Annotated in this window: 19 protein-coding genes and 4 tRNA genes; 6 read left to right on the top strand and 17 right to left on the bottom strand. The window is 61.0% G+C overall.

Annotated features, from left to right (window positions below; all coding sequences use genetic code 11):
- Positions 1 to 230: 230 nt before the first annotated feature.
- Both BISU_RS01715 and BISU_RS01710 read right to left on the bottom strand, forming a co-directional pair.
- Positions 231 to 833 carry a superoxide dismutase gene (locus BISU_RS01715; RefSeq protein WP_033503039.1) on the bottom strand — a complete coding sequence of 201 codons (603 nt, stop codon included), beginning with the start codon at positions 831 to 833 and terminating at the stop codon, positions 231 to 233.
- A 248-nt stretch (positions 834 to 1,081) separates the two neighbouring features.
- Complete coding sequence (locus tag BISU_RS01710) at positions 1,082 to 2,641, bottom strand: MFS transporter (protein WP_024463800.1); 1,560 nt, start codon at positions 2,639 to 2,641, stop codon at positions 1,082 to 1,084.
- A 335-nt stretch (positions 2,642 to 2,976) separates the two neighbouring features.
- On the opposite strand from BISU_RS01710, the gene BISU_RS01705 reads away from it, so the two are divergent.
- Both BISU_RS01705 and BISU_RS01700 read left to right on the top strand, forming a co-directional pair.
- Positions 2,977 to 4,782: an AMP-dependent synthetase/ligase gene (locus BISU_RS01705; protein WP_081672725.1), complete on the top strand. Its 1,806-nt coding sequence runs from the start codon at positions 2,977 to 2,979 to the stop codon at positions 4,780 to 4,782.
- A gap of 170 nt (positions 4,783 to 4,952) precedes the next feature.
- Complete coding sequence (locus tag BISU_RS01700) at positions 4,953 to 5,885, top strand: AEC family transporter (protein ID WP_024463798.1); 933 nt, start codon at positions 4,953 to 4,955, stop codon at positions 5,883 to 5,885.
- 205 nt (positions 5,886 to 6,090) lie between these two features.
- Here BISU_RS01700 and BISU_RS01695 read toward each other — a convergent pair.
- The 4 genes from BISU_RS01695 to BISU_RS01680 all read right to left on the bottom strand — a co-directional run bounded on the left by BISU_RS01695 (position 6,091) and on the right by BISU_RS01680 (position 6,485).
- Positions 6,091 to 6,163, bottom strand: a tRNA-Val gene (locus BISU_RS01695).
- A gap of 37 nt (positions 6,164 to 6,200) precedes the next feature.
- A tRNA-Val gene (locus BISU_RS01690) sits at positions 6,201 to 6,272 on the bottom strand.
- 42 nt (positions 6,273 to 6,314) lie between these two features.
- A tRNA-Cys gene (locus BISU_RS01685) sits at positions 6,315 to 6,385 on the bottom strand.
- A 27-nt stretch (positions 6,386 to 6,412) separates the two neighbouring features.
- A tRNA-Gly gene (locus BISU_RS01680) sits at positions 6,413 to 6,485 on the bottom strand.
- Positions 6,486 to 6,879: 394 nt separating this feature from the next.
- On the opposite strand from BISU_RS01680, the gene BISU_RS01675 reads away from it, so the two are divergent.
- Positions 6,880 to 7,713 carry a PAC2 family protein gene (locus tag BISU_RS01675; RefSeq protein WP_024463797.1) on the top strand — a complete coding sequence of 278 codons (834 nt, stop codon included), beginning with the start codon at positions 6,880 to 6,882 and terminating at the stop codon, positions 7,711 to 7,713.
- 337 nt (positions 7,714 to 8,050) lie between these two features.
- Here BISU_RS01675 and BISU_RS01670 read toward each other — a convergent pair whose 3' ends face one another.
- Complete coding sequence (locus tag BISU_RS01670) at positions 8,051 to 8,932, bottom strand: undecaprenyl-diphosphate phosphatase (protein WP_024463796.1); 882 nt, start codon at positions 8,930 to 8,932, stop codon at positions 8,051 to 8,053.
- Positions 8,933 to 9,140: 208 nt separating this feature from the next.
- Between BISU_RS01670 and BISU_RS01665 the strand changes: the two genes are divergently transcribed.
- On the top strand, positions 9,141 to 9,929 hold the full coding sequence (locus tag BISU_RS01665) for a fructosamine kinase family protein (RefSeq protein WP_024463795.1): 789 nt from the start codon (positions 9,141 to 9,143) through the stop codon (positions 9,927 to 9,929).
- Positions 9,930 to 10,126: 197 nt separating this feature from the next.
- Here the strand turns inward: BISU_RS01665 and dnaJ are convergent, their stop codons facing one another.
- Together dnaJ and hrcA are read right to left on the bottom strand one after the other, a co-directional pair.
- Entirely contained in the window at positions 10,127 to 11,275 is a 1,149-nt protein-coding gene (gene dnaJ, locus BISU_RS01660; protein ID WP_024463794.1) for a molecular chaperone DnaJ, read from the bottom strand.
- A gap of 152 nt (positions 11,276 to 11,427) precedes the next feature.
- Positions 11,428 to 12,555 (bottom strand): heat-inducible transcriptional repressor HrcA, encoded by a 1,128-nt coding sequence (gene hrcA, locus BISU_RS01655; RefSeq protein WP_024463793.1) that lies wholly within the window; start codon positions 12,553 to 12,555, stop codon positions 11,428 to 11,430.
- Between the two features lie 430 nt (positions 12,556 to 12,985).
- Here hrcA and tkt point away from each other — a divergent pair, with 430 nt between their 5' ends.
- Positions 12,986 to 15,085: a transketolase gene (gene tkt, locus BISU_RS01650; RefSeq protein ID WP_024463792.1), complete on the top strand. Its 2,100-nt coding sequence runs from the start codon at positions 12,986 to 12,988 to the stop codon at positions 15,083 to 15,085.
- 107 nt (positions 15,086 to 15,192) lie between these two features.
- Complete coding sequence (gene tal / locus BISU_RS01645) at positions 15,193 to 16,296, top strand: transaldolase (RefSeq protein WP_024463791.1); 1,104 nt, start codon at positions 15,193 to 15,195, stop codon at positions 16,294 to 16,296.
- 119 nt (positions 16,297 to 16,415) lie between these two features.
- Here tal and BISU_RS01640 read toward each other — a convergent pair whose 3' ends face one another.
- The 8 genes from BISU_RS01640 to BISU_RS01605 all read right to left on the bottom strand — a co-directional run bounded on the left by BISU_RS01640 (position 16,416) and on the right by BISU_RS01605 (position 24,417).
- Complete coding sequence (locus BISU_RS01640; protein ID WP_024463790.1) at positions 16,416 to 17,210, bottom strand: alpha/beta fold hydrolase; 795 nt, start codon at positions 17,208 to 17,210, stop codon at positions 16,416 to 16,418.
- Between the two features lie 84 nt (positions 17,211 to 17,294).
- Complete coding sequence (locus BISU_RS01635; protein ID WP_024463789.1) at positions 17,295 to 18,140, bottom strand: HAD family hydrolase; 846 nt, start codon at positions 18,138 to 18,140, stop codon at positions 17,295 to 17,297.
- Positions 18,141 to 18,273: 133 nt separating this feature from the next.
- Positions 18,274 to 18,522: a preprotein translocase subunit SecG gene (gene secG / locus BISU_RS01630; RefSeq protein ID WP_024463788.1), complete on the bottom strand. Its 249-nt coding sequence runs from the start codon at positions 18,520 to 18,522 to the stop codon at positions 18,274 to 18,276.
- Between the two features lie 103 nt (positions 18,523 to 18,625).
- Positions 18,626 to 19,432, bottom strand: coding sequence for a triose-phosphate isomerase (gene tpiA, locus BISU_RS01625; protein WP_024463787.1), 807 nt, complete (start codon positions 19,430 to 19,432; stop codon positions 18,626 to 18,628).
- Positions 19,433 to 19,714: 282 nt separating this feature from the next.
- On the bottom strand, positions 19,715 to 20,920 hold the full coding sequence (locus BISU_RS01620; protein ID WP_024463786.1) for a phosphoglycerate kinase: 1,206 nt from the start codon (positions 20,918 to 20,920) through the stop codon (positions 19,715 to 19,717).
- Positions 20,921 to 21,120: 200 nt separating this feature from the next.
- On the bottom strand, positions 21,121 to 22,065 hold the full coding sequence (whiA, locus tag BISU_RS01615; RefSeq protein ID WP_024463785.1) for a DNA-binding protein WhiA: 945 nt from the start codon (positions 22,063 to 22,065) through the stop codon (positions 21,121 to 21,123).
- Between the two features lie 175 nt (positions 22,066 to 22,240).
- Positions 22,241 to 23,155, bottom strand: a complete 915-nt coding sequence (gene rapZ, locus BISU_RS01610; RefSeq protein WP_051246137.1) for an RNase adapter RapZ — start codon at positions 23,153 to 23,155, stop codon at positions 22,241 to 22,243.
- Between the two features lie 125 nt (positions 23,156 to 23,280).
- Complete coding sequence (locus BISU_RS01605; protein ID WP_051246125.1) at positions 23,281 to 24,417, bottom strand: shikimate dehydrogenase family protein; 1,137 nt, start codon at positions 24,415 to 24,417, stop codon at positions 23,281 to 23,283.
- Between the last annotated feature and the right edge of the window lie 48 nt (positions 24,418 to 24,465).

The following is a 24,465-nucleotide window of genomic DNA, read 5'->3' as shown; positions in this document are numbered from 1 at the left end:
CGCACGCAGGCAACCATACTCCCTGCCTGTCCGTTTTGGCCAGAACCATGTCAGCTATAGGACAGCATGTACAAGGCATACAAGGGAATTCTGCCCCTTTTGTGACGCTCATTCGTGATAAGAGGCACGAAAGGGGCAGTACGCCTGATACGCAAATTCCCTGAACCCCAATTCGGGATTCAGGGAATCAGCAATCAGTCAGTCACTGCCAGCTACAGAGTCAGCTACATTCAGTCCGTGCTGACCTTGGCGAAGCGCTCGGCGACATCGGCCCAGTTGGCGATGTTCCAGAAAGCCTTCACATAGTCGGCCTTGACGTTGAGATAGTCGAGATAGTAGGCGTGCTCCCACATGTCCAGCTGCAGCAGCGGGACGATGGAAATCGGCACATTGGCCTGCTGGTCGAAGAGCTGGAAGATCAGCGGACGCTTGGCGATGGTGTCCCAGCCCAGGATGGCCCAGCCGGAGCCTTGCAGCGTCGTCGCGGTCGCGTTGAACTGCGCCTGGAGCTTCTCGAAGGAGCCGAAGTACTCGTCGATGGCCGCTGCCAGCTCGCCTTCGGGCTTGCCGCCGCCGTCGGGAGAAAGATTCTTCCAGAAGACGCTGTGGTTGATATGGCCGCCGAGATTGAAGGCGAGATCCTTCTCCAAGCGGCTGATATTGGCGAAGTCGTCCTTGTCGCGGGCTTCTTCGAGCTGTTCGAGGGCCTTGTTCGCGCCGGTGACATAGGTTTGATGGTGCTTGTCATGGTGCAATTCCATGATCTTGCCGGAAATATACGGTTCCAGCGCCGAATAATCGTAGGGAAGGTCGGGAAGCGTGTAGACGGTCATAAGAGGTCCTTTCGTCGTTGTCCTGTCCTTATACAGCGTAGCAATTTCAGCGGTGCGCCGTCGGCGAAGCGCTGTGCGCGAACAATGCGGCAACAATCTTGACTGCCTGTGCACGGTGACTTCGAGCCTCAAGGCCTTGTGCAAAAGACACCGTGAGCCGACACAGCCAGAAAACACAGTCAGGAGAGCAGATACAGCTCGGAAGACCAGCTCAGACTATCGGGATGCTCGCGCGACGTTGAGCCCGCTTATTCCTGCTGCGAAGACTGCTGGTGATGTTGCTCCTGCCCTCGCTCCCACGCACGCGGAGCCACAAACGCAACGCAGATCAGCGAGCCGATAAGCAGCGCCGTCGCTGGCATCACCAGCGAATCCTTCATCGCGCTGGTGAAGCGAATCGCCGCATTCAGCGGCATATGCGCACCGCTTGCGGATGCCCCGGAGAAATGCTGCGAGGCAGCGGGAAGGTAATGCTCAAGCCGCGCAGAGACAAGCGCTGCAATAGCCGCCGAACCAATGACGGTGCCGAGCTGACGGGCCGTGTTGTACACGCCGGAAGCCGCGCCCGCCATGTACGGCGGCAGATTGCGCGTGGACACCGCGCCCAGCGGCCCCCACATGAACGCGCTGCCGATGCCGAGAACCGCCGAGGGAACCAGCAGCCAGGCCCACGAGACGTCGACCTGCATGATCCATACATAGAGCCACAACCCCAGCGAGGAGCACAGCAGCCCCGGAACGGCCAGCGTGCGCGGGTGCATGCGGTCGATCATCTTGCCGGAGATCGGCGCGAGCACGATGCCGATGATCGGCGATGGCAGCGTCATCAGGGCCGATTGGGTCGGGTCGAGGCCGCGCACGACTTGGAAGTAGTAGTACAGCGGAACCGACATGGAGGCGATTGCGAAGCCGACGAAGACGATGGCGGCCGACGACACCGAGAAGTTGCGGTCCTTGAACAGGTTCAACGGCACCAGCGGCTCCCCTTCGGCGCGTGCTTGCCACAGGAAGAAGACAGCGAACATGACGGCACCGAACACGATGGACGCGATGATCCAGCCATCCCAATGGTGCGCGTTGCCCTCCTGCATGCCGAAGACGAGGAAGAAGACGGCAACAGCGGACAGCGCCACGCCAATCCAATCGAAGGAGTGCGTGTGCGTCTCAAGCTTCGGAATGTTCACCCAGCCAAGAATCAGCGCGACGATGCCGACCGGCACATTGATGAAGAAAATCCACTCCCAGCCGAAGGAGCTGACCAGGAACCCGCCCAGCACGGGCCCTACCATTGTGGCCACGCCGGCGACGGTCCCCCACACGGCCATAGCTCCTCCCCTGCGCGTCGGCGGGAAGATGCGCTGGATGACGGCCATGGTCTGTGGGCTGATGAGCGCTGCGCCAAAACCCTGCACCGAGCGCGCGGCGATCAGATTGCCGATCTGGCTGCCCGGCAGGCTGGACGACAGCCCGCACCACAGCGACGACAAGGTGAAAATCACCAAGCCGATAAGATAGATGTTGCGCTGTCCGAAGCGGTCCCCCAGCCTTCCCGCGATGAGCATCGGCACGGTGAGCGTCAGCAGGTACGCCGAGGTGACCCAGAGCACCGTTCCGACGTCCACGCCGAGGCCCTGCTGGATGCTCGGATTCGCCACGGCCACAATCGTCGTGTCCAGCAGAATCATGAAGAATCCGATGATCATCGACCACAGCGAAACCCACGGATTGATCTTCTTGCGATTGGATTTAATATTCTCTCCCTGCTGGGATGGCTCCACGGCCGAAGACGCCGCTACGTTGTGCTCCATATATTTCCTCTCCTCAAACAAGCTTCATATCGTTACGCCGCAACCTGCAAACTGGGTCCTGCAATCCATCCGGTTCGGGAATCTTTTCAATCCATCAATACGACAAAGCCATATCAATCCTCGCAAAGAACAATACACAGACTAGCGCATCGCATGCGTCGCTCGAAGGCGATTGCGCTTACCGGCTGTCACGTGCACGATCGCCATTTACATAGTTTCCATTTACGCAGTGGTTTCTATTCATGCAGTTGTCATTTACATAGTGGTTCCTAGTATGAGCATAGTCATCATAGGAAGCGTGCGGAGGAATCGTGAAAAAACAGTATACGGCCGGGATGCAACACCCGATCGACATCGATATCAACCTGTTCGACTTCGTGGAGTCCAGAGCCGAGCGCGACCCTGACGGCACGGTGATCGAATACAAAAGCAACGGAGCATGGGCGCATTTCAGCTCGCGGGAATTCCTTGAGATCGTTGTCACCCTCGCCAAGGGTCTTATCGCGAAAGGCGTGCGGAAAGGCGATGCCGTGGCGATCGTCTCGCACACCCGCTGGGAGTGGACGGCGCTCGACATGGCCATCATGGCAATAGGAGCAGTCACCGTGCCGGTGTACGAGACCAGCTCGGCCGCGCAGATTCGCGCGATTCTCAACGACGCTTCAGTCACTCTCGTTTTCGCCGAAGACGAGGGACAGCGGGAGAAGATCGAATCCGTGCGCAGCCAGATCGGCACGCTGGGCGATGTCTATGTCATCGAGTGCGGCGCAACCGATATCATCGAGGAATTCGGCGGGAGCGTGAGCGACGAGAACTTCCAAGAGCGCAGGAAGGCCGCGCACGGCAACGATTTGGCGACTATCGTCTATACGTCCGGGTCGACGGGAACGCCCAAGGGCGTCGAGCTGACGCATGCCAATTTTGCATTCCTGTGCCTTTCCGGCCTGCAATTCATGCCGCGCGCCTGCAACATCCCCGACCGCGGGCTGCTGCTGTTCCTACCGCTTTCGCACGTCTTCGCCAGATATATGGAGATATTGAGTTTCGCAGGAACCCTGCGGCTGGGGCTTTCCAGCGATTTCTCGACGATTATCGACGACTTCCAGACCTTCAATCCCACGCTGCTGCTCGCAGTGCCGCGCGTGTTCGAGAAGGTCTACAACGCCGCATCGCAACGGGCCGGCAGCGGGTTCGCAGGCAAGCTCTTCAAGCGCGCGGTGGAGAATGCCAGAGAATGGTCGATGGCCCAGCAGCAGGGGAAGCACCTGCCGTTGCCCGGACGCATCCGCCATGCGTTCTATGCGAAGACGGTGTACAGCCAGATCCTGCGCATCTTCGGCTCGAACGCCGACTTCTGCATCACCGGCGGCGCCCCGATGGATCCGATGATCTCGCATTTCTTCAATGGCATCGGCATGCCGCTGCTCGAAGGCTACGGCATGACCGAAACCGCAGGCCCCGTATGCGTGAGCCTGCCCGGCAGCAACCGGATCGGCACGATCGGGCAGCCGCTGTCCGGCGTGAGTTTCGGCATCGGCGACGATGACGAAATCTGCATCAAGGGTACGATGATCTGCCGCGGCTACCATAATCAGCCCGAAGTCAGCGCCGAGCAGATCACGGATGGCTGGCTGCACACCGGCGATCTGGGCGATATCGACGCTGCTGGATTCCTCCATCTGACAGGGCGCAAGAAGGATCTCATCATCACGGCAGGCGGCAAGAACGTCTCCCCCGGCGGCATCGAGGCCTCCGTCATGACCTCGCCCGTCGTGGACCAGTGTCTCGTCATAGGCGACCGCAGGCCCTTCGTCGCCGCGCTGGTCACCCTCGATCTGTCCGATGCCAACGAATGGCTCAAGGCCCAGGGCGCGAAGCCTGTCGAAACGTTGGAGCAGGCAAGCCGCAACGCCATCATCCATGACGAAGTCGAGCGCGCGGTCGCCGAAGCGAACACCTCGGTCTCCCGTGCCGAATCGGTCCGCAAGTTCGAGATCCTGCCCGACTCCTTCACCTCGGAGAACGGTCTGCTCACCCCGAGCCTGAAAACCAAGCGCGCCGCCATCGAGCAAGCCTATGCCAAGCTCATCGACACCGTAATCTATGTGCCGCGCGGCAAAAAGAGCGCGGAAGGCAAGTAGATCATGCCAGCCTAACGGTCTTGCTGTCACATCATGCCGTGCTTCAGCCGTTCAGACAATAACGATGGCCAGGCATATCGAATCGATTACATTTCCGATGCAATCGGCTCGATATGCTTATTAGCATCCCCCAGCTTGATCATCCGGACTGGCCCGAGGAAAGGAAGATCGTGTCATTCACACAGCTTGCGACGCAAATCGCCTTGGCCTTCTGTCTTATGTTTTTCGGAGTGATCATCCGCAGCAGCGGCCATCTGCACCAGACAACCGCCAATGACCTCACCGACATGCTGCTGTACTACATCTCGCCGCTGGTAATCATTCGGGCATTTCAGCAGCCGTTTTCATCATCCGGCCTCCATGTTCTCAGCGCAACCGCAGCGGCCGTCGTCACCGCCTGCCTGATCAGCATCGTCTTGTCCAAGCTGCTGTTCATGCGCGTGAAAGACCCTGCCAAACAACGGACGGCGAAATTCGGGAGCGTATATTCGAACGCGGGATTCATGGGCATCCCGCTTGCCCAAGCGCTCTTCGGCAGCGCTGGCGTGTTCTACGCCGTGGTTTCGCTGGCCGTTTTCAACATCTTTGCCTGGACGCACGGGACTTCGCTCTATCAAGGTCCGCATTCCAAAAATGGTTGGAGGGCAAAGGCAAAAGCCATTATCGTGAACCCGAATATAGCGGCGATACTCATCGGCCTGGCCATGTTCGTGCTTTCCATACATTTTCCAAGTCAGATCAATCAGTTCCTCACATACGTCAGCGATCTGTTCACGCCGCTCTCCATGATCGTCATTGGCAGCAGTCTCGTCGACATGCCGTTGCGATCCGTCACCTTCGACCTGCCGATCATGATCTCCCTGCTGCTGCGGAACCTGTTCTACCCGGTGATAGCCATATTGATGCTGAAGCTCTTCGCGGTCACAGGCACGGCCTTCACCACCTCGGTCATTTTATCATCGTGCCCCGCAGCCGGGATGGTAGTGCTCTTCGCCATGCGCAACGGAGACGACACCAAGCCCGGGGTCATGCTGATGAGCCTGTCAACCATACTGAGCCTGCTCACCATCCCGCTGGTGTACCTGCTCAGCACAGTCATATAGTGCATATGCATATAGGGCATATAGTGATAGCGATACGGTAATTTGCATCATTTCATCGGATTGTCGGAGGCATAGGCCGAAAAGCTCATAACCCGATTGCCGATAGGGAATCAGCTGCCAAGGCAGGCGTCAGAATTTCGAAATCATACGATCCCAATGTTTTGAAATGCTCAAAGAATATGAATGAATCTAAATATATGATATGTGGGTGATGCAGGAATCGAACCTGCGACCCCTTCCGTGTGAAGGAAGTGCGCTAGCCGCTGCGCCAATCACCCATATTCAATTGTCAAGAGCCGATTCCTCGGCTCTGCGTGGGCGATACAAGATTCGAACTTGTGACCCCTTCCGTGTCAGGGAAGTGCGCTACCACTGCGCCAACCGCCCGGGTCTTCCTTAGCTCGCCAGACTTGCATCTGACTCACCAAGAGGTGGGTACGAGAGTCGAACTCGTCTATACGGCTTTGCAGGCCGCTGCCTAACCGCTTGGCTAACCCACCAACAGGTCGTCAACTCTTCGGACCTCGAGCGGACAACGGGACTCGAACCCGCGCTCTCGACCTTGGCAAGGTCGCGCTTTACCAACTAAGCTATGTCCGCATGTGTTTTCCGCAGCTAACCGCTGCCGAAGCACGAGTCACTACTATAACCACATCCATGGCATTTGCAACTCCAGCGTGTCGCCATACAAAAACCGCCTGGTTGCAAGGATATCGGCCGGCTTCACCTATGGCTTCAATCGCGCAACCGGCCCGCAGCCAGCCTTGTTGAAGTCCTGCTGGTCGGATTGCTGCGTTTCTCCGCTGAAACGCAGCAATCCGACCAGCAGCGACATATCGTCATACGGTACTGGACAATTTCGTGCGTTTCCCTAGCCCAGCACGCATGAAATTGTCCAGCATCACCTGCCAGCACCCGGCGCGGGGCACGATGCCGGGCTTCACCTATGGCATAAGCTGGCGAGACGTTGTTTCCACAGGTTACATTAGAACACATGAAAGAAGAAGCGAAGACACCGAAGACCGCGATGATATGCGCTTTCGAGGGGTGGAATGATGCCTGCCAGGCAGCCACCAACGTCGTTCGCCACCTTATTGGGCGCTACGATGCGATAGAGGTGCGCCATATTCGATGCGATGCCTACTATGACTATCAGGTGACGCGGCCGATGTCCTGCATGGTGAGTGGGCGCAGACGCATCCTATGGCCGCAGACCACATTCTACGATATCGCAATCGATGCGGCCACCCATGTCTTCGCCCAGATCGCCCCCGAGCCCAACTACCGCTGGGTCGAATACTGCCATCAAAGCCTGCGCATCGCCGAGGAATTCGACGTCGACCAGATACTTACGCTGGGTTCGATGTTCGCCGACTGCCCTCACACCCGCCCACTGCCGATCGACGAATCGGACGCGAATTGCCGATGCGATATGGATCGGGAATACAACGGACCGGTAGGCATCCCCACTGTTCTTGACACGATAGCCTGCGACGAGGGGTTCGAGACCAGCACGCTCTGGGCCTCGATTCCGCAGTATCTCGGCAGCGACGAATGCGCCCAGGCCACGTTGCAGATGCTCAATCATCTTTCCGGCAGACTCGGCGTCGAGCTGGATCAGGGCGACTTGCCTGAAAAGGCGCAGGCGTGGAAGGCGCAGGCCTCCGTGCTCACGCATTGCAACGACGAGCTGGCCGAATACGTCGAGCACCTCGAGCATGAATACGATAGCGAGCAGAACGCTCGTGCGCTTGCCGACCTCGGAACGCCGCAGGCCGAAATGCTGGTCAAGGAAGCCGAGGAATTCCTCTCGCATATGGACGAGTAGCGAAAAACAGCTGCATCTGCGTTGTGTGAGGCGTTAACCCGACCCTGCGGAGGTCTATCTGCGTTATGTGAGGCGCTAATTCCAAGGTACCCCGAGTATCGCTGGCCGAAAACGGCGGTTCTGGGCCGTCTGATACTCGACGCTCTGCGAATTAACGCCTCACATAACGCAGATAGACCTCCGCAGCCGACCAATAACGCCACACTTAAGCGAGATATCGACTCGACCGGCATGAAACGGCGGGGTACGAGGACTGTTCCTCGTACCCCGCCGTAATCAACGCCGCCGATAGGCAGCTGGCCCTAGCCTAGCGGCCCATCATGCCTGCCAGCCCCTGTCACGCCCCAGCATCGATGGCGGGCAACGCGCCGGTGATCAGCAGAATCGCCACCACCACGGCCAGCACGATGCGGTAGATGGCGAACGCTCGATACGAGAACGTGGAGACGAATTTGAGGAATCCGATGATCACGATATATCCCACGAGGAAGCTGACGATCGTCGCGGCTATCGTCGCGCCCCAGCCGGGGAAAGTCGCTGCCACCTGGGGATTGCTCAGATCGGAAACCGCGGAAATCGCTTCGAGGATGCCCGCGCCGAACACGGCCGGGATGGCCATCAGGAAGCTGACACGCACGGCCGCCTCGCGGGTGTAGCCCATGGCGCGTCCGAAGGTGATGGTGCCGCCGGAGCGCGAGACGCCGGGGATAAGGGCCAGCATCTGGCCGATGCCGAACACGATCGCCTCTTTCGTATTCATGTCGTCGATGGTTTTGACCTGGCGCGAGCGAGCGTCGGCGATCCATAGCAGTACGCCGAAGACGATGAGCACGGTCACCGTGATCCACAGATTGCGCAGCGTCGTCTCGATGGTGCTTTTGAACAGCACGCCCGCGAGCACGATCGGGATGGTGCCGATGATGATGTACCAGCCCAGCGCAGCATCCTTGTCGCCCGAACCCATGCGGGACTTCAGGTCCTTGCCGTTGCGCCCGAACAGGCAGCCGAACCAGTGGCTCAGAATACGCGCGATGTCGTGACGGAAGTACAGCAGCACCGCGAATTCGGTGCCGAATTGGATGATGGCGGTGAACGCGGCGCCGGGGTCGTGCCCCAGCATCAGATCGCCGATGATGCGGATGTGGGCGCTTGAGGACACCGGCAGGTATTCGGTCAGCGCCTGGACCAGTCCTAGGAAAATCGCCTGGAAGAAATTCATAACCCCTCTTTTATTCAGTACTCAGGTTTTTGCTGTCGCTGCGACCATACTACCGAAGCCGCCCTAAGATTCCGGCAAGAATTGAAGATTGCTGGTACGGCGCCACTGCATGGAATCGGTCTGCGGTTCGCCCGCGGACCAAACGTGCCAAGGCGTTTGTCGGCTCTCGTGCACACAATGAAGGCAGGAAAAAGCAGGGAGGCATACGATGGGCAAATATCGCAAGAGCCGGGACTTTGCGCCCGAAGGATTCTTCGAATGCGAAGGGCGCGGATTGCAGTGGCTGGGGCAGGCGCAGGCATCCGGCGGGCCGCGGGTGGTCGATGTGCTGGGGTGGGGCCGTGATTGGCTCGATATCGAGCGGGTCTCCTCCTCGTCTCCCACGCCGAAGGCCGCGCACGATTTCGGCGTGGCGCTGGCGCATATGCATGACGCAGGAGCCCCATACTTCGGCTCCGCTCCCGAAGGATACGACGGCACATGCTATTTCGGGCCGTTGCAGGATCCGGTGCCGATGGATACCGGCGAGTGGAGCGACCCGGCCACGTATTACGGGCAAGGACGGCTCCTGCCCATGGTGCAGCTGGGTGTCAGGCGCGGCACGCTCAACCAGGGCGATCTTGAACTCACGCAGCGCATAGTCGACAAGCTCCCGGAATTGCTGGGGCGGGCCGCCGACGACAAGCCGGCGCGCATCCATGGCGATCTGTGGAGCGGCAACGTGATGTGGACCGCGGACCGCGGGCAGAGCGAGGCCGTGCTCATCGACCCGGCCGCGCATGGCGGCCATCGCGAGGAGGATCTGGCGATGCTGCACCTGTTCGGCATGTCGTATCTGCACGAGATCCTCGACGGCTATCAGTCGGCGCATCCATTGAAAGCCGGATATCAGGACCGCGTTACGCTTTGGCAGCTCTACCCCATAGCCGGCCACTGCGTCTTCTTCGGCGGCGGCTATGTGAGCGAGTATCGGGCGATGTGCCGCTCGTTGCTATAACGGATATGCTGCGGCTCACACTTTTCCGCACTCGGTCAACAAGTGTGAGCCAAGTAAACAGGACGAATGGTAGCTTTGTGCCACATAATTGGCGAAATTCCACAGTTCAGCAGTTGTAAAACCGAACGCAGCATGTTCGGTTTGGCTCACACTTTCTCCATTGCAGCCAAAAAGTGTGAGCCTCTCTCGCAACCCAGCTAGCTCAGCGCATCCTTGAGTTTGCCGAAGAAGCCCTTCCTGGCGCTGCCGCCGTCGGGCTTCGAGCTTTGCGCGATATGCTGCGAGTCCGTGTCATGCGAGTTCGCGAAGCGTTCGATGAGGTCGCGCTCCTCGTCGCTGAGCTTGGTGGGCACGTGCACGCCGATGTGAGCGATGAGATCGCCGCGCTCGTCGCCGCGTCGCATGCGGGTCACGCCAAGCCCCTTGAGCATCACCGTCTGCTCGGGTTGGCACCCGGCAGGAATGGAAAGCGTCTCCTCGCCGTCGAAGGTGTCGATGTCGAGATCGTGGCCAAGCACCGCCCAGCTCATGGGAATCTGGACCCAGCAATGCAGGTCGTCGCCATCGCGGGTGAAGCGCTTATCCGCTTTGATGCGGATGTCGATATACAGATCGCCGGCAGGGCCGCCGCCTTCGCCGACTTCGCCCTGATTGGCCAGTCGCAGCCGCGCGTCATCGGCGATGCCCGCGGGAATGGTGACGCCGACCTCGCGCGTGGTGCGCACGCGGCCATGCCCCATGCAGGCCGGACATGGATTGCTGATGATGGTGCCATGGCCCTCGCATCGCTCGCAGGGCGCCGTCGTCATCATCTGGCCCAGCATGGTGCGCACGACTTTCTGGCGCACGCCGCGCCCGCCGCAATCGGGGCAGGTCACCGGCTGCTCGCCGTTGGCCGAGCCGGAGCCGCCGCACTGCTGGCACAGGCCGAAGGTATTGATCTTGACATGCGCCGTGCCGCCGAACACCGCCGTTTTCAGGTCGATGGAGACGCGCGCCAGCGAGTCGCGGCCCTGCTGGGTGCGTGGAACGGGGCCTTGCGAGGCTCCCCCAAAGGCACCGCCGAAGAACTGGCCGAAGATGTCGCCCATATCGCCCATGTCGAAGCCGCCTGCGCCGTAGCCGCCCGCATTGGGGTCGTTGGGGTCGACGCCCGAGTCGTACATGCGTTTCTTGTCAGGGTCGGACAGCACCTGATAGGCGTTGTTGACCTCCTTGAACTTGTCCTCGAATTCCGGGCCGGCGATGTCGGGGTGGTACTTCCGGCTCATCTTGCGGTATGCGCGCTTGATCTCGTCCTCATTCGCCGAACGCTCGACGCCTAGCACCTCGTAATAATCTGCCACTGTTCAATCCTTGGGTTTGTGTTCGCAAGTCTATGTATTGCATGTCATAGCTGCATAAATCGTATTCGCGGGTTTGCATTCGCGCAGTCATTGGTTCGCGCAGTCATTGTGCCATAAGGCTGGGTCAGCATGCGTAAGCCGACCCAGCCGTATCAGCTTCCGGCGTCCTGCTCGTCAGCATCACGGGCGCCATAGGGATCGTGGGAGACCAGCACGGTCAGGTAGCGGGCGACGGCCCGTACCGCCGCCATGGTCGTGGAGTAGTCCATATGTGTCGGCCCGATCGATCCCACGAAGGCCACCGGCTGATCGGTGCCGGTCAGAACACCTTGCAGACCCTGCCCCTGCGTCTGCGCATCGCCATGCGGATCGTTCGAACTGTGCCCATACCCGCTGGTCACCACCGAGGAGTGCATCAGCCCAGGGGTGTGGGTTTCCGAGCCGATCGCCACGCCCACGCCGGAGGTCTCCTCGCTCAGCGAGCTCATGAGCCTCATCAGCACGACCTGCTCCTCAAGCGCGTCGAACAGCGGCGCAAGGTCCACGACGCTGCGCCGATGCGCAAGGCGCGAGGTGCCAGCCATATACATATCGCCCGCGGTCTCGTCCTCGGCCATGCTTTCGAAGGCCTGCGCCAGCACGGACGCCAGTCGGTGCGCATCGGCCATGTCCGGCCGCTTGGCCAGCTGACGCACCTGCTCGGCCGCCTTGGCCAAGGAGAGTCCTACGCACTGGCCGTTCACGCGGTTCGAGAACGCGGAGATGGTTTCGCGCTCCGGCATCGCCGGCACGTCAAGCGTGTGCTGGGCCACGCTTCCGGTATCGGTGATGATCACGGCAAGCACCGTGCTCATCGCGATGGGCACGAGTTCGACGTGCCGCAACGTCGTCTTGGAGAGCGCCGGCGAAGAGACCACCGCCACCTGCCCGGTGATGTTCGCCAGCAGTCTCGCCGCACGTTGCAAGGTGTCCTGCAGGCTGATGGAGCCTTGCAGGAACCGGCTGATTCCGCGGCGCTGGGCTTGAGACAGCGGCACGACGGTAGACAGCCGGTCCACGAAATAGCGATACCCTTGCTCCGTGGGGATTCGGCCGGCGGAGGTATGCGGCTGGATGAGGTAGCCTTCGTCTTCCAGAGCGGCCATATCGTTGCGCACCGTCGCCGAACTCACTCCCAGATCATGATGCTTCGTCAGTGAAGACGAGCCCACCGGCTCCTGGGAGCGGATGTAGTCCTCTATCACGGCACGCAGAACGATCATACGACGTGACTGCGCCATGCTGCCCTCCCTTGTATCCGTGCCCGTTACATTCCCGGCAATCCACATCAGCCGCATGCCTTGCCGCACGACCGTCTGCCGACCTTGACCTTGTCTTCTGGCCGTCCGTTGAAAAGCGAACCGCACAGTCGGCTGACGAGCCGTGCAACGCGTGAAAGCCGCGGCAAAACGCATTGATGCGTGGATTGTCTTGTTCTATTGTATTAGCACTCGGCTGACCGGAGTGCTAATACTTTCGTTCTGGGATGATTTCGGTGGAAATATGCGGATTCTGTGAACGCTCACGAACCGTAAACCGGCCGAACACGCCAACGCCGCGGCGTCAAGTCGTCTGCGAAAGCTACCATGAAGGGGCAATGTGAGGGCATATATGGCGCGGCATAAGCCGTATGCGTGATGCTCGCAGTATTGGAAGGAAAGTAGATCACCTATGACCGATTTCACTTGGTCTGACTTGGACGAGCGCGCTGTGAAGATGGCGAAGGCCCTCTCCGCCGACGCAGTCGAGAAGGCCGGACACGGACATCCCGGTTCCCCCATCTCGCTCGCCCCAGTGGCCTATACGCTCTATCAGCACTATATCAAGCACGATCCCGCCGACCCCCAGTGGGCCGGACGCGACCGTTTCATCCTCTCCGGAGGCCACGCCTCGCTCACGCAGTACGTGCAGCTCTTCTTCTCGGGTTATGACGTGACTCTCGACGACCTCAAATACTTCCGCGGCGGTGCCGACACGCGTACTCCAGGCCATCCTGAGGTCGGCCTCACCCCGGGCATCGAGATGACCACCGGCCCGCTGGGTCAGGGTCTCGCCTCGGCGGTCGGCTTCGCCTATGGCCAGCGCTACGAGCGCGGCCTGCTCGATCCCGACGCTCCGGCGGGCACCTCGCCCTTCGATCACAAGGTATGGGTCATCTGCGGCGAGGGCGACGTCGAGGAAGGCGTCTCCTCCGAGGCCAGCTCGCTTGCGGGCAACCAGGGCCTGGGCAACCTCACCGTGATCTTCGATGCCAACCACATCCAGATCGAGGGCGACACCAAGCTCACCTTCTCCGAGGACATCCTCAAGCGCTATGAGGCGTACGGATGGTACACCGACGAAGTGAGCTTCATTCAGCCCGACGGCTCCTACAAGGAAGACACCGCAGCGCTGGCCGCGGCCCTCGACAAGGCCGAGCAGGTCACCGATCGACCGAAGTTCATCAAGGTCGACAGCCTGATCGCATGGCCCACCCCGGGCAAGACCAACGACGAGTCCTCGCATGGATCCAAGCTCGGCGCTGAGCCGATTGCCGGACTCAAGAAGATTCTCGGCTTCGACCCTGAGGTCGCCTTCCCCATCGACGAGGAGGCTCTGGCCCACGCACGCGAAGTCGGCGAACGCGGCGCTGCAGCCCACAAGGACTGGAACGAGAAGCTCGAAGCCTGGAAGCAGGCCAACCCGGACAAGGCCGCTCTCTACGAGCGCATCAAGGCCGGCGAGCTGCCCGAAGGCTTCGACAAGGCCATCGACGATTTGGAAGCCTCCTTCGAGGCCGGCTCCAAGGTCGCCACCCGCAAGGCCTCCGGCGCCGTGCTCAACGCCATCGCGGCGGTCATGCCCGAACTGTGGGGCGGCTCCGCCGACCTCGGTGGTTCGAACAACACCAACATCAAGGGCGCCAAGTCCTTCGGCCCCGACGCCGATGCGACCAAGACCTGGCCTGAGGTCTCCGAGTATGGCCGCCAGCTGCACTTCGGCGTGCGCGAGTTCGCGATGGGAGCCATCACCAACGGCATCCTGCTCGGCTCGGACACCCGTCCGTTCAACGGCACCTTCTTCCAGTTCTCCGACTACGAGCGTCCTTCGGTGCGTCTCGCCGCGCTGATGGAGATTCCGAACCTCTACGTGTGGACCCACGATTCCGTGGCCCTCGGCGAGGATGGCCCGACCCACCAGCCGATCGAGCACCTGGCTTCCTTCCGCGGCATGCCGCAGGTCGAGGTCGTTCGCCCGGCCGATGAGTACGAGACGGCCGAAGCTTATCGTTACTTCTTCGAGAAGGACAACACCCTGCCCACCGCCATGATCCTGACCCGTCAGGGCGTCCCGACGCTTGCCGAGACCGCCGAGAAGGCCAAGGAAGGCGTAAAGAAGGGCGCTTACGTGCTCGTCGACGTCGACGGCACCCCGGATGTCATCATCCTGGCGACCGGCTCCGAGGTCCAGTGGGCCGTCGCCGCCGCCAAGACCCTGGCCGACGAAGGCATCAAGGCCCGCGTCGTCTCCGTCCCCTCGCTCGAATGGTTCGAAGAGCAGGACGAGGACTACAAGGAGTCCGTGCTGCCCAAGGCCGTCAAGGCTCGCGTCTCGATCGAGGCCGGCATCGCCATGCCCTGGTACAAGTACCTCGGCACCTATGGCAAGGCCGTTTCCATCGAGCGCTTCGGTCTGCAGGGCGATGGCGGGCAGAACATGATCGATCTGGGCATCGACGCCGAGCATGTGGTGGAGGCCGCCAAGGCTTCCATCGCCGAGGCCAAGGCCTGATTGAGTAACCAGCCGGGGGCCGCCGCCCGAAACGCTTGGCGGAGGCCCCCGATCTTTGAAATATTTACCCATGCCAGCATCTGGTTTGGAATAAGGAGATAAACAATATGACTGAAGCAACGCAGCGCACCAGCGATTCCGGCGTCTCGATCTGGCTGGACGATCTGTCCCGCACCCGCATCGAGTCCGGCTCGCTGCAGGATCTCATCGCCAACAAGAACGTCGTAGGCGTGACCACCAACCCCTCCATCTTCCAGAAGGCCCTGAGTCAGGTCGGCCCGTATGACGCGCAGCTCAAGGAGCTGGGCAAGGTCGACGTGGAGACCGCCGTGCGCGAGCTCACCACCACCGATGTGCGCAACGCCACCGACATCTTCCGCGAAGTCGCCGAGAAGACCGATTTCGTCGACGGCCGCGTGTCCATCGAGGTCGATCCCCGTCTGGCCCACGATACCGAGAACACCAAGACCCAGGCCGTGGAGCTGTGGGAGAAGGTCGACCGCCCGAACGCGATGATCAAGATCCCGGCGACGCTCGAAGGCCTTCCGGCCATCACCGCGACGCTCTCCAAGGGCATCTCGGTGAACGTCACCCTGATCTTCTCGCTCGAACGCTACGAGCAGGTCATCGACGCCTTCATCGAAGGCATCGCGCAGGCTGACGCCAACGGCCACGACCTGAAGCACATCGGCTCCGTCGCCTCCTTCTTCGTCTCCCGCGTCGATACCGCGGTCGACAAGCTGCTCGAGGAGAACGGCTCCGATGAAGCCAAGGCTCTGGAAGGCAAGGCCGCTGTGGCCAACGCCCGTCTCGCCTACGAGCTCTTCGAGAAGAAGTTCGCCGAGGATCCCCGCTGGGCTGGCCTCGAAGCCAAGGGCGCCAAGAAGCAGCGCCCGCTCTGGGCCTCCACCGGCACCAAGAACGCCGCCTACTCCGACTGCAAGTACGTCGATGAGCTGGTCGCCCCGTTCATCGTGAACACCATGCCGGAGAAGACGCTGAACGCCCTCGCCGACCACGGCAATGGTGCGCCTTCGATCGAGGGCACCTACGAGGAGAGCAAGGCCATCATGGACAAGCTCGCCGAGCTGGGCATCGACATCAAGCAGGTCACCGACAAGCTCGAAGCCGACGGCGTCGCCTCCTTCATCGCCTCCTGGGATTCGGTGCTGTCCGACACCCAGGCCGGCATCGACCGCGTCAACGCCTGATGCCTCCGATGCACCTGATGAAGTAGCGAACTGAATCTCACGATTCAGTTCACCATCAAGGAAGCCCTCCCGATCACACTGGTCGGGAGGGCTTCCTTCGTTATTGAGCGCACCGCACGTCACATCGGCAACAGGTCCGCCCAATAGCGCAGCGCCTCGCGCACGATGTCAGGCTGGTCGATGTGCACGTTGTGGCCGGCGTCATCCACCACGGTATAGACGGCGTTGGGGTAATGCGGCAGCAAATCGCGCTGATCCTCATAGCCGACGATCTGATCCTGCCTGCCGCAGATGATGGCGACAGGACCCGCGAATACGCCTATGCTCTCCTCGGGATCCGCATCAAGCCGGTAGCTGGCGTCGAGCCGCAGCGTTGCCTCGCGATCGCATAGCCGCGTGCCAGGCAGGATGAAGCGCTGATAGCGCCGCCATGCTTCGAAGGACTGATTGACGCCCATCTCGAGAAAATCGAAAACCTGTGATTCCGGCAGTGTCGCCGTCAGCTCATCATTGGGGTGGCTGATCGTATGCTCTGCGACCGTTCGATGCGCCCTCACCGGGTCGACCACAGGGGCGATGAGCGCCATGCCGGTTAAATGTTCTGGGCGGGCGCTGAGCAGATCGCGCACCAGCGCACCGCCCATCGAGTTGCCGACCAACGCGTAATCCTGATCTCCGACGAGCGCGGGCACGGTGTCACGCAGCCAGTCGGAAAGATCCTGCAGACCGCCAGTCCCTGTCAGAGCGGGCGTCTTGCTGGAGCCGGGCAAATCGATATAGATGCGTTTCGTCTCCTCGGGGAAGGCGTCATCAAGCAGGATCAGCGAGCGATGGTCCACGCCCATGCCATGCACGAGAAGAATCGGGAAACCTTCGCCGCGGATCGCCGCAAACGGCTCTGCTGCACCTGTCATATGGCGTCATTCTCCTGTTTCACACTCTGTTCCAAGCCTGTTTGCGAGCATCGGAACTTCTGGGCATTGTTGCCAAGCATCGCTTCAGGCAACCAGCTGCTCGACCCACTGCGCCACGCCGTCTTCGTTGTTGGCCGGGCACACTTCATCGGCGATGCCCAGCACACGAGGGTTTGCATTGGCCACGGCCACGCCCGTGCCGGAGCTTTTCAGCATATCGATATCGATGAGATCGTCGCCGAAGGAGGCCGTCTCCCCCAGTCCGATGCCCAACCGCTCGCACACGGTGCGCAGGGAGGATTCCTTGTTGGCCTGTGGGTTCATGAGCATCCACATCGTTCCTTCGGATATGCTCACTTTGAAATCAGCCGGTATCAGGCCTGTGAGCTGCGCGCATTGCTCAGACCGCGGCATGATGAAGATTTTGTCGGCCTGGCCGTTGGGCACGTCGGTGAAATCAGTGAGCCGGAATTCCTGCGTTTTCCATAGCACGCTGACATCGAAATTCGTGTAGCGCACGTCGTTCATCACAATGCCGAGCTGAAGGCCGGGCATGGCGCCGAGCAGCATGCGGCATACCTCGCACGCACGCTGCGAGGAGAAGCCTATGCGGCGCAAATGCCCGTCGACCGGCAGCTCGCCGGAGGTGAGCGTGTCGAAATCCGAGCATGCGGGATTCATGTCGATCAGCGCGCCATTGAGATACACGCAGGCGTCAACCGGCAATCGGCGGGCGAAGGACAGTCCCGTACTCACTGGCCGAGCGGTCGAAATGGCGAATTTCAGCCCTTGTTCATGTGCTTTCACGAGTGCATCGACGGAACGTTGCGAAAGAAAACGCTCCTCGAAGGTCGACGCATCATGCAGCAAGGTGCCGTCAAGGTCGGCGACAATCAATCGTGTGGATCTTGGTGCAGCGCTTACGGTCATGGCACGGTGTCCTTAAGGTTCGTAACTGGAATACGGCATATGGAGCAGAGCAAATGGCCCACGCAGCAGCACGAAGGGCTCCATGATCACAGCGATCATGGAGCCCTTCGTCACAGCAGTCTATGCAGACGCATCAGACGAGATTGAATTTCGACATCAGCCCAAGCCCTATCGCGACCGCCACCCACAGCAGGGCGATGATGACGGTCCACCGATTCAGGTTCTTCTCCGCCACGCCCGAGGTTCCGGCGTTCTGAGTCAGGCCGCCGCCGAACATGTCGGACAGGCCGCCGCCCTTGCCTCGGTGCATCAGGATCAGCAGCGTGAGCAGGATGCTGAAGACGACAAGAATGATTTGCAGGACAAGCTTGACGATAGCCATAGCGGACACGAGTGAACCTCCATATATACGAATACTTGCTTAAGAATAGCGCAAGGTGGTGAACAATGCGACGCATTCTCGCCGCAAACGCAGATTCGCGAATTCAGCGAGTCGATTTCCGGACGGATTTGAGCGTGAGCCTGGCGATGCGCGCCAGCTCCTCGACGTCCAGCGACGCGCCGCCGATGAGGAATCCGTCCACATCCGCTTCCTCGATCAGCTCGGCGGCGTTGCCCGAAGTGACCGATCCGCCATACAGGATGCGCACGCCCTCGGCCACTTGCGCACCGAAGGTCTCGCGCAAATCGTCCCGGATGGCCTTGGCGGCGTCCTGAGCAGTCTGAGGCGTGGCGACCATGCCGGTGCCGATGGCCCACACCGGCTCATAGGCGACAATGACCCTGGCCGCCTCCGCATCGGATAGATCGCGTGTGACGTCGTGCACCTGACCGACGGCGAATTCGAGCTGAATGCCCTGTCGACGCTCTTCGAAGCTCTCCCCTACGCACAGAATCGGCTGCATGCCCGCGGTCAGCACGGCACGAACCTGATCGACGATGTTGGCATCGTCCTCGGGATGGTATTTGCGTCGTTCCGAGTGCCCCACGATCACATAATCACAGGCGAGCCGAGCGAGCATGTCGGCGGAGACATCGCCGGTGAAAGCGCCTTGCGTGGTGACGGATACGGCTTGCGCCCCGTAATGGATGGAAAGCTTGTCGGCTTCGACCAGCACTTGTACGCTGCGCAGCGACGTGAAAGGCGGCATCAGGGCGATTTCGCAACGCTGGTAGTCGAATCGCGCATCGCGCAGGAGCCAAGCCAGCTTCTGCACGAAGTAGGTCGCTTCCAGATGATCGAAGTTCATCTTCCAGTTGCCTGCCACCAGAGGGGTGCGTATCGCTGTCATCCGCCGTCCTTTTCCGTGCCCGTTTTCCGTGCTCGTGCGAGTTCTATGAGCCTTGCCCAGTCCCATGCGGTTTCTCGCCGCATCGCAATAGTCGACCGCAAAGCCGATTACGACGTTGCGGGCATGACCGTGAAAGGCCATGCCCGCAACGAATGCGTGCGCTGCGCTTCCTCACCGTAGCCTTCGCAGGGTTCTGCAGCTTTCCGCACAAGATGCCCTTCACACACTAGCCGTTTGCCGAAGCAAGCGCCAGTCTGCGAAGGCCGCGAATCACCCAGGAGACTACTCGAGCACCTTCAGGCCCGGCAGCTCCTTACCCTCGAGGAACTCGAGGGAGGCGCCGCCGCCGGTGGAGATGTGCGAGAAGCCGCTCTCCGGGAAGTCCAGGTTGCGCACTGCGGAGGCGGAATCGCCGCCGCCCACGATCGTGAAGGCGCCGGCCGCGGTCGCATCCACCAGCGCCTGCGCGATGGCGCGGGTGCCTTCGGCGAACTGCGGGACTTCGAACACGCCCATCGGACCGTTCCACACGACCGTCTTGGAGTCGACGACCTTGTCGTGGAAGAGCTTGGCCGAATCCGGGCCGATGTCCAATCCCATCTTGTCGGCCGGAATGGCATCGGCCGGAACAACTTCGGGGTTGATCGGGGTATCGCCCGCCGGGAAGCCGGCGTTGACGACGATATCGGTCGGCAGCACGAGTTCGACGCCGTTCTTCTCGGCGGTCTCGATGTAGCTCTTGACCTTCTCGATCTGATCCTCTTCGAGCAGCGATTCGCCGACCTCGTAGCCTTTGGCCTTCAGGAAGGTGTAGACCATGCCACCGCCGATGATGAGGCGGTTGGCCTTGGACAGCAGGTTCTCGATCACGCCGAGCTTGTCGGAGACCTTGGATCCGCCAAGGATCACGGTCAGCGGGCGCTCGGGGTTGTCGGTGGCCTTGGACAGCGCAATGACTTCCTTCTCGACCAGCAGACCGGCTGCGGACGGCAGATCGGTGGCCACATCGTAGTTGGAGCCCTGTGCGCGGTGCACGACGCCGAAACCGTCGGAAACGAAGACGTCGCCCAGCGCGGCGATCTTCTTGGCATAGGCCGAGCGCTCGGCGGCGTCCTTGCTGGTCTCCTCCGGGTTGAAGCGCACGTTTTCGAGCAGCACGACGTCGCCGTCCTGCAAAGCTGCGACCTTGGCCTGCGCGTCTTCGCCGTAGGTGTCGGAAGCCAGCGTGACATCGGTGCCCAGCAGCTCGCCCAGTCGCTTGGCCACAGGAGCCAGGGACAGCTCGGGAACGACCTTGCCCTTCGGACGACCCAGATGCGCCATGAGAATCACCTTGGCACCTTCGCCGCGCAGCGCGTTGATCGTCGGCAGCGCGGCGCGGATGCGGCCGTCGTCGGTGATGGTAGTTCCTTTGAGCGGAACGTTGAAATCAGCGCGGACAAGGACGCGCTTGCCACTGAGATCTCCAAGATCCTTGAGAGTCTTCATGAATATCCTTTCCTAACCGCCCTGTCGCCCCCGCATCGGACGCGACTGAAGCGGGAAGAGTCTGACGTGATATACGCCACACTTATATTAGCGTCAGCAATAAACAAAGCGTCGTGTTCACTCATATGCGAACACGACGTCTCCATTGTATGCCTATATGTTTTCTGCGCTTTCGCCTGACCTCTCGCCAGCTCGGTCCCTCAGCCCTGCCGACGCGCCTTCTCAGTCTTGTCGGCGAGCTGCAGCAAGCGGCGGATGCGGCCTGCTATCGCGTCTTTGGTGATCGGCGGCTCAGCCAAGCGGCCCAGCTCCTCGAGACTGGCGTCCGCGTGGTCCAGCCGCAGCCGGCCGGCGACTTTGAGGTTCTCCGGCATATCGTCGCCGAGAATCTCGAACGCCCGACGCACCTTCTCGCTGGCTTCGGCCGCAGCCTTGGCGCTGCGCCGCATATTGGCGTCGTCAAAGTTGGCCAGGCGGTTGGCCTTGCCCCGAGCCTCGCCGTCCGAGCGTTTCCCAGTCCACTCGCGGGCGGAATGCGGGGCGTCCATCAGGATGAGCATGCGCTCGATAGCATCGGGGTCGCGCAGCGTGACGCGCTCCGAGCTGCGCAGCTGCCGCGCCTTCGCGCTGATGCCCAGCCGCCGCGCCGCGCCTTGCAGCGCCAGCGCCGTTTCATGCGAAGGGCAGATGATTTCCAAGTAGCTGGCCTTGCCCGGGTCGGAGATGGCCCCCCTCGCCAGGAACGCCCCGCGCCATGCCGCCTTGATCTGGGCTATGTTGCCGCCCACGATATCGGCGGACAGGCCCTTGACCAAGCGCATGCGGCGATCCAGCAAACCGGCCTGCAGCGCCAGCGCCGTCGCGCCGCGCTCCACAAGCACGTCGTAGCGCTGCACCACCCCGTTGGGGGTCTGCCGCGTGGTGCGGCTAATCACGGCTTCCTTCTGGAAGTAGGCGGCGATGGTGTTCTGCAGCCACGTAGCGGCCTGGAGCGAATCGAATTGCGCACGTATCACGGCCTGATTGTTCACCGGGCGCAATCCGCCGCCGAATCGCATCATCGTCGAGGCCTGCGCCATTTTCGCAGCAGGCGAATCGTTTTCTATTGCGGCGAGTTCGCCTTTGACATCGTCAAGAAGAGCCAAGAACCGACCTCCTACTTCCCGTTCCTTGATGCTGGTAAGGCATGTCAACGGGTGATTTTCCCGCAACGCCACGGCTATCTGTGATACCTAACGACTTGGACAAGATTACCTTTTTGTCGCTAGATTTGAGATGAAAATTCTCGCAATATGGATATTTGAAGAATACTAAATCCATTCACGCCTCGCCAAGCTTGCGTTGACGCCGATGCAGCTCCCGTGCGGAAACCGTCACCGATAGGCCATGCGCACGCAGCCGCTGCGCCAAGGCAGTGCTCATCGCCACCGAACGATGCTGTCCGCCGGTGCAGCCCACGGCGATGGTCACGTAATGCTTGTCTTCCTTCGCGTAGCCTTCGATGGCGGTCATCATGGCCTTCTCGTAGGCATCGAGGAATTCGTTCGCGCCGTCGCTGGACAGCACGTAGTCGCTCACCGGTCGATCCTGCCCGGTCAGCTCGCGCAGGCTAGGCACCCAGTAGGGGTTCGGCAGGAATCGCACATCGGCGACGAAATCCGCGTCGAGCGGAATGCCGTACTTGAATCCGAAGCTGAAGATGTGTACGGAGACCGTGGACGCCCCCGAACCCAGCAGCGCCTCGTAGAGCTTCGTGGAGAGCTGGTGGATGCTTAAGCTGGAGGTATCGATGACGGTGTCGGCGCGTTCCTTGAGATTGGAAAGCAGCTCGCGCTCCTCGTGAATGCCGTCGATCAGCCGATTGCCGTGCTGCAGCGGATGCGGCCTCCGCACGGATTCGTAGCGCTTGATCAGCACCTCGTCGCCCGCGTCGAGGAACAATATCCTAGTCTTGACCCCCAGATCGTCGAGATGGCTGAGCACCACCGACAGGTCGTCGAAGTAGCTGCGCGAACGCACGTCGACGACAGCGGCGAGCTTATGGACCTTTGATGCGGATGCCGTCATCATGTCGACCAGCGGCACCATCAGCTTCGGCGGCATGTTGTCGACCACATACCAGCCCATGTCCTCGACGCAGTCCGCGGCATGAGATCGGCCAGCGCCGCTCATGCCGGTGATGAGCAGCACCTCGAACTCGTCCGCAGGCTTCGGCTCGCCCGCGTCTATCCCCATCGGCGCTGCTGCGCTATTGGACGCGGCGGTGCCGGATGGCGCAATGCCGGTATCCGCACCGCTGCGTTCATCGTCCCCAGACGCGGCCGACCTTGCCGCATTCGCCTTGGACGCCTCTGGCTCGCTCACATTGCCTCCTCTAACGCTTCCCTCATAGTCTGCTCCAACCGTACATCGTCTGTGTCACCAGCTGATGTAGCATGCTCGGATTCCCAGCATGCGGACATGGCATGACCGGCCGCCGCCCTTGTCTCCGACTCGGCGACCCGGTAGTTGCCTGCATCGCGGCCAGTCATCAGGCAGACCTGCACGATCGCCTGATACAGCAGCATCTCCTCGCCGCCGATTGCAATGCCACCGGCCTGCGACCACGCAAGCTGCAAGGAGCTGGGGCGCGGATCATAGGCGACGTCAAGCAAAGCGCCATGAACAGCGCCCGGCACAAGCTTGGCGTACGCCAGCTGCGCGATGCCGTCGGCGGCATGCGCCGGCAATGTGCTGATCACGATATCGGCGTTGCCCAGGCGCTCGATGGCTACGTCAAGATCGTCGCCTGCCATGGAGAGCGGCTGCACGGATATCGTACCCGCATGACGCTGCGCAAACTGCGTGATGCTGAGATGCGCTTCAGGATGCCGGGCCACCATGGTGACGTGCGCCCCGTGGGTCATCACCACGCATGCGGCGAGCGCGGACAGCGCGGTGTTGCCGTTGCCCAGAATCACGACATTCGCCGGTTCGCCGGCCTTCGGCAACTGATCGGCGACCGTTGCTTCCCACGCATGACGGAAGGCGAGCACGATGCCATCGACATCGGTGTTGTACAGCGCAATGCCGTTGCGGGAGGCAGCACTGTGGGAATCGACACTGTGGGGGTCGATAATGTGCGAAACGACGTGCGGCGCGTCGTGAGCGCTTGGTTCGCCTCGGAACACCGCCGTGTTGGCAAGACCAAGCTCCCGGCTCCATCTGTCGCATGGCGTGCCATACGACATTATGGTTTTTTTCAGCGGCATAGTCAGACTCAAGCCGGCCCAAGTGCCATCCAGCGATGAGAGGAACCTTTCGAAATCCTCTTGGCCGACTTCCTCACGGCTGTATTCCCAGCCGATCAATCCCAATGCACGATACGCGGCATTGTGCAGCACCGGCGAAAGGGAATGCGCAATGGGCTTGCCCAGCACCGCGCAGCAATGTCTCAGCGCGGGCTGGGATGCATGCTCTTGCTGCACTGCACGCTCCCGATGATTCGACGCTGCCATGGAGGCCTCCTTCTCTGCGATCTCATGCTAGCCGAAGCCCGGCGACGA

It is taken from the genome of Bifidobacterium subtile, assembly GCF_000741775.1.
Lineage (GTDB): Bacteria > Actinomycetota > Actinomycetes > Actinomycetales > Bifidobacteriaceae > Bifidobacterium > Bifidobacterium subtile.
This window is presented reverse-complemented; position numbering and strand designations above follow the sequence as displayed.

Coding starts and splice junctions, on each gene's coding strand:
- secG (WP_024463788.1), bottom strand. CDS start 18,522: ATGGCTATCGTCAAGCTTGTCCTGCAAATCATTCTTGTCGTCTTCAGC.
- tpiA (WP_024463787.1), bottom strand. CDS start 19,432: ATGACAGCGATACGCACCCCTCTGGTGGCAGGCAACTGGAAGATGAAC.
- BISU_RS01715 (WP_033503039.1), bottom strand. CDS start 833: ATGACCGTCTACACGCTTCCCGACCTTCCCTACGATTATTCGGCGCTG.
- tal (WP_024463791.1), top strand. CDS start 15,193: ATGACTGAAGCAACGCAGCGCACCAGCGATTCCGGCGTCTCGATCTGG.
- BISU_RS01665 (WP_024463795.1), top strand. CDS start 9,141: ATGGGCAAATATCGCAAGAGCCGGGACTTTGCGCCCGAAGGATTCTTC.
- BISU_RS01670 (WP_024463796.1), bottom strand. CDS start 8,932: ATGAATTTCTTCCAGGCGATTTTCCTAGGACTGGTCCAGGCGCTGACC.
- rapZ (WP_051246137.1), bottom strand. CDS start 23,155: ATGGGGATAGACGCGGGCGAGCCGAAGCCTGCGGACGAGTTCGAGGTG.
- hrcA (WP_024463793.1), bottom strand. CDS start 12,555: ATGGCGCAGTCACGTCGTATGATCGTTCTGCGTGCCGTGATAGAGGAC.
- BISU_RS01635 (WP_024463789.1), bottom strand. CDS start 18,140: ATGACCGTAAGCGCTGCACCAAGATCCACACGATTGATTGTCGCCGAC.
- BISU_RS01710 (WP_024463800.1), bottom strand. CDS start 2,641: ATGGAGCACAACGTAGCGGCGTCTTCGGCCGTGGAGCCATCCCAGCAG.
- BISU_RS01620 (WP_024463786.1), bottom strand. CDS start 20,920: ATGAAGACTCTCAAGGATCTTGGAGATCTCAGTGGCAAGCGCGTCCTT.
- BISU_RS01605 (WP_051246125.1), bottom strand. CDS start 24,417: ATGGCAGCGTCGAATCATCGGGAGCGTGCAGTGCAGCAAGAGCATGCA.
- tkt (WP_024463792.1), top strand. CDS start 12,986: ATGACCGATTTCACTTGGTCTGACTTGGACGAGCGCGCTGTGAAGATG.
- BISU_RS01705 (WP_081672725.1), top strand. CDS start 2,977: ATGCAACACCCGATCGACATCGATATCAACCTGTTCGACTTCGTGGAG.
- BISU_RS01640 (WP_024463790.1), bottom strand. CDS start 17,210: ATGACAGGTGCAGCAGAGCCGTTTGCGGCGATCCGCGGCGAAGGTTTC.
- BISU_RS01675 (WP_024463797.1), top strand. CDS start 6,880: ATGAAAGAAGAAGCGAAGACACCGAAGACCGCGATGATATGCGCTTTC.